The sequence below is a fragment of the Streptomyces sp. NPDC091209 genome (genome assembly GCF_044757755.1).
Taxonomy (GTDB): domain Bacteria; phylum Actinomycetota; class Actinomycetes; order Streptomycetales; family Streptomycetaceae; genus Streptomyces.
This window is the reverse complement of the sequence record NZ_JBIVVR010000019.1, coordinates 146,332-161,262: the sequence shown is the minus strand read 5'-3', so window position 1 is coordinate 161,262 and position 14,931 is coordinate 146,332. Positions and strand designations below refer to the sequence as shown.

Genomic DNA, 14,931 nt, shown 5'->3' with positions numbered 1-14,931 from the left:
GCCCGGTTACATTCCGAACCCGGAAGCTAAGCCTCACAGCGCCGATGGTACTGCAGGGGGGACCCTGTGGGAGAGTAGGACGCCGCCGAACAAATTTTAGAGAGCTGGTCCTCGAACTTCGGTTCGGGGACCAGCTCTTTTTTGTTTTACGTTACTTTGCGTTCACGTTGCGCGCCCAATATCCGGACCATGGGTACTGCTGCAATGCTCAGAGCCGCGGGCGTCGGAGCCGGTGACGAGGTCATCGTTCCGGCCTTCGGGAACGTGGAGGTCGCCGACGCCGTGGCCCAGGCCGGCGCCACGGTCGTCTTCGCCGACATAGACCCGGCGACGTACTGCCTCGACCCTCGCGCGATCGAGGGCGTCATGACGCCCCGGACGTCGGCGCTCGTCGTCGTGCACCGGTTCGGGCGTACGGCCGACATGGTGCGGCTGCGGGAACTCGGCCAGCGGCATGAGGTGCTGGTCCTGGAACAGGGCGAGTCCGAGGCGCCGTACGACGAGATCGCGCAGCGCAGGGAGCGGGCCGCCTACCTCGACGGCCGGCTGAGCGGCGTACGCACGCCCGTCAGTGGCGACGGACACACCTACCAGCAGTACGTCGTACGGGTGCCCGGCAACGGGCGGCCGGACCGGGACGCCTTCGCACGGGCCGTACGGGCCAGGGGAGTCGAGTGCCGGGTGCCGGTGAAGACACCGGTGCACCGCCTGCCCGGGTTCCGGCGGGACGTACAGCTTCCCGAGACCGAGCGGGCCGCCGACGAGACTCTTTCGCTGCCGGTGGACGGGGCGTTGACGAAGCGGGAGATGCAGCGGATCGTCTCCGCGTGCAACGCGCTCGGCGGACTGCTGCAGCCGGCCTTCTGATCCGGGGCTGGACTGGTTGGGAACACGGTTCAGTTCGGGGTATGATCTATCTCGTTGCCGCGAGGGAAACCTCGAAAAGGCGACAGGCCCCCCTAGCTCAGTCGGTAGAGCGTCTCCATGGTAAGGAGAAGGTCAACGGTTCGATTCCGTTGGGGGGCTCAGACAGAAAAGGCCTCCGCCCTTGTGGGCGGGGGCCTTTCGCATGTCCGGGACCGGTGGGGGCTCAGTCCGGGGGACTGAGCCCGTGCGGCCTCAGTCCGTCTGGAGGCCCGGGACACGCATCGCCAGGATCGCCATGTCGTCCGACGGGGCGTCGGAGGCGAAGCGCTCGACCGCGCGCATGATGCGTGCGGCGACCGCGCCGGCCGTCAGCCCGGTGCAGGTGGTGAGGACGTCCGTGAGGCCGTCGTCGCCGAGCATGCGGGTGCCCTCGCGGCGTTCGGTGACGCCGTCCGTGACGCACAGCAGGACATCGCCCGGATCCAGCGTGACCGTCTGCTCGTACAGCTCCAGGTCCTCCATGACACCGAGGAGCGGCTGCGGTTCTGCGGCCGGTTCGACCGTGCCGTCCTGGCGCAGACGCAGCGGGAGCGGGTGGCCGGCGCAGACGACCTTCAGGACCGCGCTGCCGTCCTCCTGGGGCCACAACTCGCCGTAGAGGAGGGTGAGGAAGCGACTGCGGGCGCCCTCGTCGAGGATCGCGGAGTTCAGCCGCTCCAGGACCGCGGGGCCGCCGTAGCCCTCGCGGGCCAGCAGGCGCAGTGCGTGCCGGGCCAGGCCGGTGACCGCCGCCGCCTCCGGGCCCGTACCGCAGACGTCGCCGATGGCGAATCCGTACGCGCCGTCGCGGATCGGGAAGAGATCGTAGAAGTCGCCGCCGACCTCGTTGCCCTCGCCGGCCGCGCGGTAGATGACCTCGACCTCGACGCCCTCGATGTGCGGGAGTTCCGGGGGCAGGAGGCTGCGCTGGAGGGACTGGCTGATGGCCGTGCGCTCCGAGTACAGGCGGGCGTTGTCCAGGGCGAGGGCCGCTCGACGGGAGAGGTCCTCGGCCAACTCCAGGATTTCCTGGCGGAAATGCTCGTCCGAGGGCTTGCCGAGCGTCAGCATGCCGATGACGCGGTTGCGGGCCACCAGGGGGAGGACGACGGTCTCGCCGCCGACCGCCGCGGCGGTCGCCAGCGTCGTACCGATGCCGGAGGTCACCGACGCCTGGTTGCCGAGGCCCAGGCTGCGCATGGAGGTCCGTAGGGCCGCTTCGTGGGCCGCCGCGGCGGGGGCCGACCAGACGCGGGCGCCCGGCGTGGGCACCGGGTCCGGCGGGGAGATCTTCGAGAGCAACGCCTTGAGGCCGTCGATGCGTTCCTCGTCCTCGTGCAGGACGTACGAGAGGTACGGCTCGGAGGCCTGGTCGGCGATCGTGTAGACGGCGCACCAGGTGGCGAGGGTCGGCACGGTCATCTGGGCCATGAGGGCGAGTGTCTGGTCGCGGTCCAGGGTGCCGGCGAGCAGGTCGGAGGCCTCGACGAGGAACGACAGCGAGCCGCGGCGCAGGCGTTCCAGCTCGCCGAGGCGGGCCGATTCCACCGCCAGGGCGATGCGGTCCGCCGCGAACTGGAGGCGCAGGGCCTCCTCGTTGGAGTAGCGGCCGGGCGATTCGGCCGCGACGCCGAGGGAGCCGGTGAGGCGGCCCTCGACCTTGAGCGGGACCGTGACGACCGAGCGCATGCCGGTCCCGCCGAGGAGCGGTACGGCACCGGGGACGACCAACAGGTCCTCGTGGACGGCGGGCATCCGGGCCGAGCCGTAGCGGCCGGGGCCCGCCTCGACGGGGACGCGGGCGAAGCGCTGACGCGCGGAGGGCAGGCCCGTGGAGGCGCGGACCTCCAACTCCGTCTCGTCGTCGGTCGCGAGGAGCAGGAAGGCGGAGTCGCCGTCGAGCATGTCGCGGGCGCGCTCCACCGTGCGCTGGAGCAGGCCGTCGAGGTCGTCCGGGGCCGGTGATCCGATGAAGACCTCGAACGGATCCGTGGCCTGGCCCTCGGAGTGGGTGCCCGAGTCGGAGGCGGCCCCGCGCAACGGGGTCTGCAGGACGGCGCGTTCGTGGTCGCGCACGAGGAGGCAGACGGTGGAGGGCTCGCCGCCCGTGTCGCGGACCCGCAGGTGCGACGCGTACACCGGTGTGACGCGGCCGTCGGCGCAGCGGACGCCGTAACTGCCTTCCCAGCGGGAGAGTTGGAGTGCCTCGACGATGCCGGTGCTGGTGCCGGGGGTGTGCGGCCAGGCCGCGAAGTCGGTGAGCGGTTTGCCGGTGACCTGCTCGGCCGCGTACCCGAAGAGCTCCTCGGCGTCCTCGTTCCAGGCGTTGATGGAACCGGTGCGGTCGATCTGGACGACCGCCACGCGGACGCGGCCGTCGGCCAGGGGGAGGAGGTGGGCGGGGAGCGAGGGGCCGGCGGTGCGGGTGCCGACGGCGCGCTCGGGGAGGTCGAGCTGGAACCAGACCTGCTTGTGGGTGGGCGTGTAGTCGACACCCCAGCGGCCGGCGAGGGCCGCGCAGAGCTGGAGGCCGCGGCCTCCCTCGCGGTCCGGGCTGCCCATGCTGACGGCGGTCGCCTGGAGGGGGATCTCGCGTTCGGGGTAGTGGTCCGCGACCTCGATGCGCACACCGTCGTCGCTGCGCAGACACAGAACGTCGGCTGCGGTGCCCGCGTGCACGACGGCGTTGGTGACCAGTTCGCTGGTCAGCACGACGGCGTCGTCGACGATGTCGGCGAAGCCCCAGCCCTGGAGCGTGTCCCGGACGAACGAGCGGGCGATCGCGACGGACCGTCCCACAGGTTCGAAACTGGCGGCCGCGCGCGCGGTGATCACAGAACTCCTTGTCCGGTTGTCGGCGTGCGGGGTTCCGGGGCCGACCCGCTCCTGCGTGGGCAGGGCGTGGTTCCCTGTCGGCCGGGGATCCTGAGGTGTTCCCCCAGGATGCAGTCCGGTGGTCATGGTGCGGTGCCCCTCCGATGCCTGCCCGCTCGTACTCGTGCCACCGCCCAGGCCGGACGGGACCGGCGCGGCTGGACAGCCGCATGCAAGGTTACTTACCTTCGCCGCCCCTGCGGATGCCGGTCACGAGTGTTTCCGTCTTGAAGAGTCCGGCGTTTCCCTTCTGACAGGTGCGTGTGATTGCCTCCGGCCAGGGCCGGAGTTCCGTCCCGAGGGTGTGCGGACCGTGTGCGAAGCTGCCGAACTGTTATGGCCTGGTTCAGCCGGGGTGAAACACTGGGCAGGCTGCAGGAGAAGGTCCGGGCAGGTCGAATGCCTTCCCCGCACCACGAGCATGAGTACCCGAGTACGCCGAGCAGTATTGGTCGACCCTTGCGGGAGGGACACAGTGGAGTCTGGCGCAGCGACGCGGGGCGGTAGGACGCGCGCGAAAGGCGGACAGTCCCTGAACAGCGGGCGCACACCGCGCACCGGCACCACCGAGGTGGACACGGCGGCTCTGAACCGCCTGCTGGCCGCCCTGGTGTCGATGCGGGACGGCAACTTCCGCAAGCGGCTCACCGTTTCCGGTGACGGCGTCATGTCCGAGGTCGCGGCGGTCTTCAACGAGGTCGCCGACCGCAATCTGCACCTGACCGGTGAGCTCTCTCGGGTCCGGCGTGTGGTGGGCCGTGAGGGAAAGCTCACGGAGCGGCTGGAGACGGGTGCCGGTGAGGGCGCCTGGGCGGCCGCGATCGAGGCGTCGAACGCGCTGGTGGACGATCTCGTACGGCCTGTCTCCGAGGTCGGCCGGGTGCTGTCCGCCGTCGCGGAGGGCGATCTGTCGCCGCGCATGGACCTGCGCGCGCAGGCCGCGGACGGCAACGGGCATCCGCTGCGCGGTGAGTTCCTGAAGGTCGGGCGGACCGTCAACAACCTGGTCGACCAGTTGTCGACGTTCACCGACGAGGTCACCCGGGTGGCCAGTGAGGTGGGCACCGAGGGCAAGCTGGGCGGTCAGGCCCGGGTGCGCGGTATGTCCGGTTCGTGGAAGGACCTCACGGACTCGGTCAACACGATGGCGTACCGGCTCACCGCCCAGGTGCGTGACATCGCTCTCGTGACGACGGCCGTCGCCAAGGGTGACCTGTCGCGGAAGGTCACGGTTCACGTGGCCGGCGAGATGCTGGAGCTGAAGAACACCGTCAACACGATGGTCGACCAGCTGTCCTCGTTCTCCTCCGAGGTGACGCGCGTCGCCCGTGAGGTGGGCACCGAGGGGGAACTGGGCGGTCAGGCGCAGGTGCCCGGTGTGGCCGGCGTGTGGAAGGACCTCACCGATTCGGTGAACCTCATGGCCGGCAACCTGACGGCCCAGGTGCGCGGGATCGCGCAGGTGACGACGGCGGTCGCGAGCGGCGACCTGTCGCAGAAGGTGACCGTCTCCGCGCGCGGTGAGGTCGCGCAGCTCGCCGAGACGATCAACCAGATGACCGAGACGCTGCGGACGTTCGCCGACGAGGTCACCCGTGTCGCCAACGAGGTCGGTGGCGAGGGCCGGCTCGGCGGTCAGGCGAACGTGCCGGGAGCGGCGGGAACGTGGAAGGACCTCACGGACTCCGTCAACACGGTGTTCCGGAACCTCACGACCCAGGTGCGTGACATCGCCGCCGTGACGACCGCGGTGGCCAACGGTGATCTGTCGCAGAAGGTCAGCGTCCAGGTCGCGGGCGAGATGCTGGAGTTGAAGAACACCGTCAACACGATGGTCGACCAGCTGTCGTCGTTCGGTGTCGAGGTCACGCGGGTCGCGCGCGAGGTCGGCGTCGAGGGTGAACTGGGCGGCCAGGCGCAGGTTCCGGGGGTGGCCGGTACCTGGAAGGACCTCACGGACTCCGTCAACACGGCGTTCCAGAACCTGACGGGCCAGGTGCGCAACATCGCCCAGGTGACCACGGCGGTCGCCAACGGCGATCTGTCGCAGAAGGTCACCGTCGACGTCTCCGGCGAGATGCTCCAGCTCAAGAACACCGTGAACACGATGGTGGACCAGCTGTCGAGCTTCGCCGACCAGGTGACGCGGATGGCCCGTGACGTGGGTACGGAGGGCCGGCTCGGCGGCCAGGCACGGGTGGACGGTGTGTCCGGTACCTGGAAGGAGCTCACCGACTCCGTCAACTTCATGGCGGGGAACCTGACTTCACAGGTACGGCAGATCGCCCAGGTCACCACGGCGGTGGCCCGCGGTGATCTGTCGCAGAAGATCGACGTGGACGCGCGCGGCGAGATCCTGGAGCTGAAGAACACCATCAACACGATGGTCGACCAGCTCTCCGCGTTCGCCGACCAGGTGACCCGGGTGGCCCGTGACGTGGGTACGGAGGGCCGCCTCGGCGGTCAGGCGCAGGTGCCCGGCGTCGCCGGTGTGTGGCGCGACCTGACCGATTCGGTGAACGGCATGGCCGGCAACCTCACCGCGCAGGTGCGCAACATCGCGCAGGTCGCGACGGCGGTGGCCCGCGGTGATCTGTCGCAGAAGATCGACGTGGACGCGCGCGGCGAGATCCTGGAGCTGAAGAACACCCTCAACACGATGGTGGACCAGCTCTCGAACTTCGCCGAGCAGGTGACGCGGGTGGCCCGCGAGGTGGGCACGGAGGGCATCCTCGGCGGGCAGGCCGAGGTGCAGGGTGTCTCCGGCACCTGGAAGGACCTCACCCAGTCCGTGAACTTCATGGCCAACAACCTGACCATCCAGGTGCGCAACATCGCCGAGGTGACGACCGCGGTCGCCAAGGGCGATCTGTCGAAGAAGATCACCGTCGACGCCAAGGGCGAGATCCTCGAACTGGTCACCACGGTCAACACGATGGTGGACCAGCTCTCCAACTTCGCCGAGCAGGTGACCCGGGTGGCCCGCGAGGTGGGCACCGAGGGCAACCTGGGCGGTCAGGCGCGGGTGCCGGGGGTCACCGGCATCTGGAAGGACCTGAGCGACAACGTCAACGTGATGGCCAACAACCTGACCAACCAGGTGCGGAACATCTCGCAGGTCGCGACGGCGGTGGCCAACGGCGACCTCACCAAGAAGGTCACGGTCGAGGCGAGCGGCGAGGTCGCGCAGCTCGCCGACACGGTCAACACGATGGTGAAGACGCTGAGTTCGTTCGCCGACCAGGTGACGCGGGTGGCCCGCGAGGTGGGCACGGACGGCATCCTCGGCGGCCAGGCGCGTGTACCGGGCGTCTCCGGCACGTGGAAGGACCTCACCGAGTCGGTGAACGGGATGGCGTCCAACCTGACCGGTCAGGTGCGCAACATCGCGATGGTCACCACGGCCATCGCCAAGGGCGATCTGACCAAGAAGATCGACATCGACGCGCGCGGCGAGATCCTGGAGCTCAAGACCACCATCAACACGATGGTCGACCAGCTGTCGTCCTTCGCCGAAGAAGTCACCCGAGTCGCCCGCGAGGTGGGCACCGAGGGCCAGTTGGGCGGCCAGGCGCGCGTGCGTGACGTCGACGGCACCTGGCGCGACCTCACCGAGTCGGTGAACGAGATGGCCGGGAACCTGACCCGGCAGGTGCGTGCCATCGCGCGCGTGGCGACCGCGGTGACCCGCGGCGACCTGAACCTGAAGATCGACGTGGACGCCTCCGGCGAGATCCAGGAACTTCAGGACTACATCAACAAGATGATCGCCAACCTGCGCGACACCACGATCGCCAACAAGGAACAGGACTGGCTGAAGGGCAACCTCGCCCGCATCTCGGCGCTGATGCAGGGGCGCCGCGACCTCGACGACGTGGCCTCGCTGATCATGAGCGAGCTGACTCCGGTCGTCTCGGCCCAGCACGGCGCGTTCTTCCTCTCGATGCCGCTGGTCGACGGTGGCAAGGACACGGCCGGCGAGGACGAGGAGGCGTACGAGCTGCGCATGCTCGGGTCGTACGGCTACTCGATGGGCTCCATGCCGACGTCGTTCCGGCCCGGTGAGGCGTTGATCGGCACGGCAGCGCAGGAGAAGCGCACGATCCTGGTGGAGAACGCGCCGAGCGGCTACCTGAAGATCTCCTCCGGGCTCGGTGAGGCACCTCCGGCGCAGGTCATCGTGCTTCCGGTGCTCTTCGAGGGGACCGTGCTCGGGGTCATCGAGCTGGCGTCCTTCACGCCGTTCACGCACATCCAGAAGGACTTCCTGAACCAGATCGCCGAGATGATCGCGACGAGCGTCAACACCATCTCCGTCAACACCAAGACGGAGGTACTGCTCCGGCAGTCGCAGGAGCTCACCGAGCAACTGCGCGAACGGTCGGCGGAGTTGGAGAACCGGCAGAAGGCCCTCCAGGACTCGAACGCGGAACTGGAGGAGAAGGCCGAGCTGCTGGCCCAGCAGAACCGCGACATCGAGGTGAAGAACACCGAGATCGAGGAAGCCCGGCAGGTCCTGGAGGAGCGCGCCGAGCAACTCGCCGTCTCCATGCGCTACAAGAGCGAGTTCCTGGCGAACATGTCGCACGAGCTGCGGACGCCGCTCAACTCCCTGCTGATCCTGGCCAAGCTGCTCGCCGACAACGCGGACACGAATCTCACCCCGAAGCAGGTCGAGTTCGCCGAGACGATCCACGGCGCGGGTTCCGACCTGCTCCAGCTCATCAACGACATCCTCGACCTGTCGAAGGTCGAGGCGGGCAAGATGGACGTGTCGCCGACCCGGATCGCGCTCGTCCAGCTCGTCGACTACGTGGAGGCCACGTTCCGTCCGCTGACCGCGGAGAAGGGGCTCGACTTCTCCGTACGGGTCTCACCGGAGCTGCCCGCCACGCTGCACACCGACGAGCAGCGCCTCCTCCAGGTGCTGCGCAACCTGCTCTCCAACGCCGTGAAGTTCACCGATTCCGGAGCCGTCGAGCTGGTGATCCGGCCCGCCGGGGCGGACGTGCCGGTGGCCATCAGGGAACAGCTCCTGGAGTCGGGGTCGCTGCGGGACGCGGACGCCGATCTGATCGCGTTCTCCGTGACGGACACCGGTATCGGGATCGCGGCCAGCAAGATGCGGGTGATCTTCGAGGCCTTCAAGCAGGCCGACGGCACGACCAGTCGCAAGTACGGCGGTACGGGTCTGGGGCTGTCCATCTCGCGGGAGATCGCGCGGCTGCTGGGCGGCGAGATCTACGCCCAGAGCGAGCCGGGACGCGGTTCCACCTTCACGCTGTACCTCCCGCTGCACCCGAGCGAACTGCCGCCGCAGGGTTACGGGCAGCTCGCGCCGGCGCTGGAGGCGGGGGAGCTACTGGCCTCCGAGGCGGAACTGCACGACATCGGGATGCCGGCCGAGGTGAGGTCGTACCAGGACGCCCAGAACGGGCCCGCCGCGCTGTTCAGGAGGCGCCGCAGGGCCCTGCCCACGGCCGAGCAGCGCACCGCCGTCCCCGGGCAGCCGGACGGTGCCGCGGGCGCCCCTCAGGAGCCGTGGACGGCCGCGGGCCGGCAGGACGCGGGACCGCAACAGGGCCGGGGCATCCGCTTCGAGGGCGAGAAGGTGCTGATCGTCGACGACGACATCCGCAACGTCTTCGCGCTGACGAGCGTCCTGGAGCAGCACGGGCTTTCGGTGCTGTACGCGGAGAACGGCCGCGAGGGAATCGAGGTCCTGGAGCAGCACGACGATGTCACGGTCGTTCTGATGGACATCATGATGCCCGAGATGGACGGCTATGCCACGACCACGGCGATCCGGCGGATGCCGCAGTTCGCGGGGCTGCCGATCATCGCGCTCACGGCGAAGGCAATGAAGGGCGACCGGGAGAAGGCGATCGAGTCGGGTGCCTCCGACTATGTGACCAAGCCGGTCGATCCCGATCATCTGCTGTCCGTGATGGCGCAGTGGATGCGTGAGGGGTGACACACTCGTACACGATGACGCGTGGCTGTCACGTGCTGTTGGGCACCAGGACACCGTGCGGAACGGCGGCCCGGTGTCGGATGACTGACTGTGCCCGAAGCCGTGTAGAAGCACGGGATTCGGGGAACCTTCTGGTCCCCTGCTGCGTTTTTGCTACGTGCACAGTGACATCGCGGTGACAGGGTGTGGCGACGGGCGGGGTGCAGCTAGCATGACCGGCACAAGGACGGACGGCGCAAGGGAGTCGTCCCCTGGGGCGGCGCCCGGTGCCACCCCAAGTCCTGCGGACAGGGGAGGCCCCATGCCGGGGCGAGGAGGGCGGGCCATGGTGCAGAAGGCCAAGATCCTCCTGGTCGATGACCGGCCGGAGAATCTGTTGGCGCTGGAGGCGATCCTCTCCGCGCTCGATCAGACACTGGTACGGGCATCGTCCGGGGAGGAAGCGCTCAAAGCGCTGCTCACGGACGACTTCGCGGTCATTCTGCTGGACGTTCAGATGCCGGGCATGGACGGATTCGAGACCGCCGCGCACATCAAGCGGCGGGAGCGGACCCGGGACATCCCGATCATTTTCCTCACCGCCATCAACCACGGCCCGCACCACACCTTCCGGGGGTACGCGGCCGGCGCGGTGGACTACATCTCCAAGCCCTTCGACCCGTGGGTGCTGCGCGCGAAGGTCTCGGTGTTCGTCGAGCTCTACATGAAGAACTGCCAACTCCGGGAGCAGGCGGCCCTGTTGCGGCTCCAGTTGGAGGGTGGCGGCAAGGTGGCGCTCGGCGAGGCCAAGGAGCCCGCCGGACTTCTGGCCGAACTCTCGGCGCGGCTCGCGGCCGTCGAGGAGCAGGCCGAGGCGCTGTCCAAGCAGCTCGACGACGACTCCGCGGACGCGGCGGCGGTGGCGACCGCGGCGCACCTCGAACGCAAACTCACCGGACTGCGCAGGGCGCTGGACGCCTTGGAGCCGGGCACGGGGAGCGGGGCACCCTCGGTGCCCTCGCCGAACTGAGGCCCGCCCGGACACCTCCGGGCGGCGACGGGACGACGTGAGGAAGCGTCAGTTCCGCTGCCGGTAAGGGTGACACGATCGGGTGAAGCTGCGGATCCCCCTGTTCGAGCGAAGTCGAGAACTTGGGGGAGGCACACGTGTCGCTGTCGTCTCCACCGGTAACCTCACACACATGGCCTCACGTCAGTCCGCAGCCAAGAAGCCGCCCGCGAAGAAGGCGGCCGCTCCGACGAAGGCTCCGGCGAAGAAGGCCCCCGCGAAAAAGGCAGCCGCCAAGAGGGTCGCGGCGAAGAAGCCCGCTCCCCCGCCGGCGCCCAACCCGACCGCGGGCGTGTACAGACTCGTACGCGCCCTGTGGCTGGGCATCGCCCATGCCGTCGGAGCCACCTTCCGCGGGATAGGGCGGGGCGCGAAAGGGCTCGACCCGGCGCACCGCAAGGACGGACTCGCGCTCCTGCTGCTCGGCCTCGGGCTGATCGTCGCGGCGGGCACCTGGTCCAATCTGCGCGGGCCCGTCGGCGACCTCGTCGAGATGCTGGTCACGGGCGCCTTCGGCCGTCTCGACCTCCTCGTGCCGATACTCCTCGCCCTCATCGCGGCCCGGCTCATCCGGCATCCCGAGCAGCCCGAGGCGAACGGCCGCATCGTGATCGGCCTGTCGGCGCTCGTGATCGGCGTGCTCGGGCAGGTGCACATCGCGTGCGGATCGCCCGCGCGCAGTGACGGGATGCAGGCGATAAGGGACGCCGGCGGACTCATCGGCTGGGGGGCCTCCACCCCGCTGACGTACACGATGGGCGACGTCCTCGCCGTACCGCTCCTCGTACTGCTCACGGTCTTCGGGCTGCTGGTCGTCACGGCGACCCCGGTCAACGCGATTCCGCAGCGGCTGCGGCTGCTCGGCCAGAAGCTCGGCATCGTCCAGGCCGACTTCGACGAGAGCGCGTTCATCGAGGACGAGGAGCGCTACGACGAGCAGTGGCGCGACGGGCTTCAGGGGGGCTCCCGCAGGCGCTCGCGCGCCCCCGAGGCGTACGACGCCGACAGCGCCGAGCGGGAGGCGCTCACCAAGCGCCGGAGCCGCCCCCGGCGGCCCGGGGCTCCGCAGCCCGACATGAACCGACCGATGGACGCCGTGGACGTCGCCGCGGCCGCGGCGGCGGCGCTGGACGGTGCCGTGCTGCACGGGATGCCGCCCTCGCCCCTGGTCGCCGATCTGACGCAGGGCGTCAGCGTGGAGCGCGACGGGTACGAGGAGACGACGCCCGTTCCCGCCGCCCGCGCCAAGGTCGTACCCGGCGCCAAGCGGCCCCGGCAGGAGGCCCTGCCGGTCGAGTCCGTCGTGCCCGACCTCACCAAGGCCGCACCCGACGCCCCGCGCGAGCTGCCCCCGCGCGCGGAGCAGCTCCAGCTCTCCGGGGACATCACCTACGCGCTGCCCTCGCTCGATCTCCTGGAGCGGGGCGGCCCCGGCAAGACGCGCAGCGCCGCCAACGACGCGGTGGTCGCCTCCCTGCAGAACGTCTTCCGGGAGTTCAAGGTCGACGCCGCCGTCACCGGATTCACCCGCGGACCGACGGTCACCCGTTACGAGGTCGAGCTCGGCCCCGCCGTGAAGGTCGAGCGGATCACGGCGCTCACCAAGAACATCGCGTACGCGGTCGCCAGCCCCGACGTGCGGATCATCAGCCCGATCCCCGGCAAGTCGGCGGTCGGCATCGAGATCCCCAACACCGACCGCGAGATGGTCAACCTCGGTGACGTGCTGCGCCTCGCGGACGCGGCGGAGGACGACCATCCGATGCTGGTCGCGCTCGGCAAGGACGTCGAGGGCGGCTACGTGATGGCCAACCTGGCGAAGATGCCGCACGTCCTCGTCGCCGGAGCCACCGGTTCCGGCAAGTCGTCCTGCATCAACTGCCTGATCACCTCGGTCATGGTCCGGGCGACCCCCGAGGACGTACGGATGGTCCTGGTGGACCCCAAGCGGGTCGAGCTGACCGCGTACGAGGGCATCCCGCACCTGATCACGCCGATCATCACCAACCCGAAGCGGGCCGCCGAGGCACTGCAGTGGGTCGTACGGGAGATGGACCTGCGCTACGACGACCTCGCGGCGTTCGGATTCCGGCACATCGACGACTTCAACCAGGCCATCAGGAACGGCAAGGTCAAGCTGCCCGAGGGCAGTGAGCGCGAGCTGACCCCGTACCCGTACCTCCTGGTGATCGTCGACGAGCTCGCCGACCTGATGATGGTCGCGCCGCGCGACGTCGAGGACTCGATCGTGCGCATCACCCAGCTCGCGCGCGCGGCCGGCATCCATCTGGTGCTCGCCACGCAGCGGCCGTCCGTCGATGTCGTCACCGGCCTGATCAAGGCGAACGTGCCCTCCCGGCTCGCCTTCGCCACCTCGTCCCTCGCGGACTCGCGCGTCATCCTCGACCAGCCCGGCGCCGAGAAGCTCATCGGCAAGGGCGACGGACTCTTCCTGCCGATGGGGGCCAACAAGCCCACGCGTATGCAGGGTGCCTTCGTCACCGAGGACGAAGTCGCGGCGATCGTCCAGCACTGCAAGGATCAGATGGCGCCCGTCTTCCGGGACGACGTCACCGTGGGAACCAAGCAGAAGAAGGAGATCGACGAGGACATCGGCGACGACCTCGATCTGCTGTGCGCGGCGGCCGAACTGGTCGTCACCTCGCAGTTCGGGTCCACCTCGATGCTTCAGCGCAAGCTGCGCGTCGGCTTCGCCAAGGCCGGCCGGCTGATGGACCTCATGGAGTCGCGCGGGATCGTCGGGCCCAGCGAGGGTTCCAAGGCGCGTGACGTTCTTGTGAAGGCCGACGAGCTGGATGGAGTGTTGGCCGTGATGCGCGGGGAAGCAGAAGCGTAGAGCCCTCGGCGAGGAGGGGCGGAAAGCCGGCAACGGCGTGGTGGGCGCGGGGCGGTCGCTCGGGAGCGGCCGGCCTGTCGGGCGGATGGCGGAACGTCATGTTCCGCACCTGGCTGATATGTGAACGTGACTCACCCGTAAGGAGTCGGTGGGCAACCGTTTCGCCTTGTCGCACGTCAAGTTGAGCGAAGGGACGCCACCATGTCCCTATATCAGGATGACCGGCCATTCTGATGGCGTACAAAGTCCCACCGCCCGGTTGCCCCACCCTTTCGTACCCCCCCTAGACTGAACTTCCAGCACAGGTGGCTACACGCTCGAAAGGCGCCCCCGTGTCCATCGTCAACTCACCTGACGGCAACTCCCCCGAAGACGAGCGTCCGTTCGAAGACGACCCTGCGGCCGAGCGGCCCTCGATCGGACGTGCCCTTCAGCAGGCACGCATCGAGGCCGGTCTGACCGTCGACGACGTCAGTAACGCCACCCGCGTCCGTATCACCATCATCCACGCCATCGAACAGAACGACTTCGCTCCCTGTGGCGGCGACGTCTACGCGCGCGGGCACATCCGCACCCTGGCCCGCGCCGTCCGCCTCGATCCGGCCCGGCTGCTCGCGCAGTACGACGCCGAGCACGGCGGACGTCCCGCGCCGACGCCCGCCGCCCCGCTGTTCGAGGCGGAGCGCATCCGGCCCGAGCGCCGCGGACCGAACTGGACGGCCGCCATGGTCGCCGCGATCGTCGCGGTGATCGGCTTCGTCGGGTTCACCATGGTCAAGGGCGGCGGCAACGGGGACGACTCGAAGACCCAGGTCGCCGAGGGGTCCACGCCGATCACCAAGAAGGCATCCTCCTCGCCCAGCTCGGTCGCCACCAAGCCCGCCGACCCGAAGCCCGAGCCGTCCGACAGCGCCATCGCGGCCGCCCCGCAGGACAAGGTGACCGTTCAGGTCAGCGCCGCGGACGGACGCAGCTGGATCTCCGCCAAGGACCACAACGGGCGGATGCTCTTCGACGGGCTGCTGAACAAGGGCGAGTCCAAGACCTTCCAGGACAGCTCCAAGATCAACCTCATCCTCGGGGACGCCGGAGCCATCCAGCTCTTCGTCAACGGCAAGAAGATCGAGGATCAGTTCCAGCCGGGCGCGGTCGAGCGTCTCACGTACACGAAGGGCGACCCGCAGGTCGGCTAGGGTCCCGAGAAGTACGCCGTCGACGGGGTTGGCCAAGATCGGCCAACCCCGTCGACGTGGGCTGTCGGTGAGACAAAGT

General features: G+C 69.2%; 6 protein-coding genes, 1 tRNA gene and 1 rRNA gene. 7 read left to right on the top strand and 1 reads right to left on the bottom strand.

Features of this window, described 5'->3' with window-relative positions; translation table 11 throughout:
• From rrf to ACIQRL_RS37560, 3 genes are all read left to right on the top strand, one after another.
• Window positions 1-91, top strand: a 5S ribosomal RNA gene (gene rrf / locus ACIQRL_RS37570); the annotation flags it as partial.
• Window positions 92-204: 113 nt separating this feature from the next.
• Window positions 205-867: a DegT/DnrJ/EryC1/StrS family aminotransferase gene (locus ACIQRL_RS37565; RefSeq protein ID WP_401340224.1), complete on the top strand. Its 663-nt coding sequence runs from the start codon at window positions 205-207 to the stop codon at window positions 865-867.
• Window positions 868-953: 86 nt separating this feature from the next.
• Window positions 954-1,026, top strand: a tRNA-Thr gene (locus tag ACIQRL_RS37560).
• Window positions 1,027-1,119: 93 nt separating this feature from the next.
• On the opposite strand, the gene ACIQRL_RS37555 is transcribed toward ACIQRL_RS37560, so the two are convergent.
• Complete coding sequence (locus ACIQRL_RS37555; protein ID WP_401340209.1) at window positions 1,120-3,867, bottom strand: SpoIIE family protein phosphatase; 2,748 nt, start codon at window positions 3,865-3,867, stop codon at window positions 1,120-1,122.
• Window positions 3,868-4,255: 388 nt separating this feature from the next.
• Between ACIQRL_RS37555 and ACIQRL_RS37550 the strand changes: the two genes are divergently transcribed.
• From ACIQRL_RS37550 to ACIQRL_RS37535, 4 genes are all read left to right on the top strand, one after another.
• Window positions 4,256-9,754, top strand: coding sequence for a HAMP domain-containing protein (locus ACIQRL_RS37550; RefSeq protein WP_401340207.1), 5,499 nt, complete (start codon window positions 4,256-4,258; stop codon window positions 9,752-9,754).
• Between the two features lie 325 nt (window positions 9,755-10,079).
• Entirely contained in the window at window positions 10,080-10,763 is a 684-nt protein-coding gene (locus ACIQRL_RS37545) for a two-component system response regulator (protein ID WP_401340205.1), read from the top strand.
• A 172-nt stretch (window positions 10,764-10,935) separates the two neighbouring features.
• Entirely contained in the window at window positions 10,936-13,659 is a 2,724-nt protein-coding gene (locus ACIQRL_RS37540) for a DNA translocase FtsK (protein ID WP_401340202.1), read from the top strand.
• A gap of 332 nt (window positions 13,660-13,991) precedes the next feature.
• Window positions 13,992-14,852, top strand: a complete 861-nt coding sequence (locus ACIQRL_RS37535) for a helix-turn-helix domain-containing protein (RefSeq protein ID WP_401340200.1) — start codon at window positions 13,992-13,994, stop codon at window positions 14,850-14,852.
• Window positions 14,853-14,931: the final 79 nt, after the last annotated feature.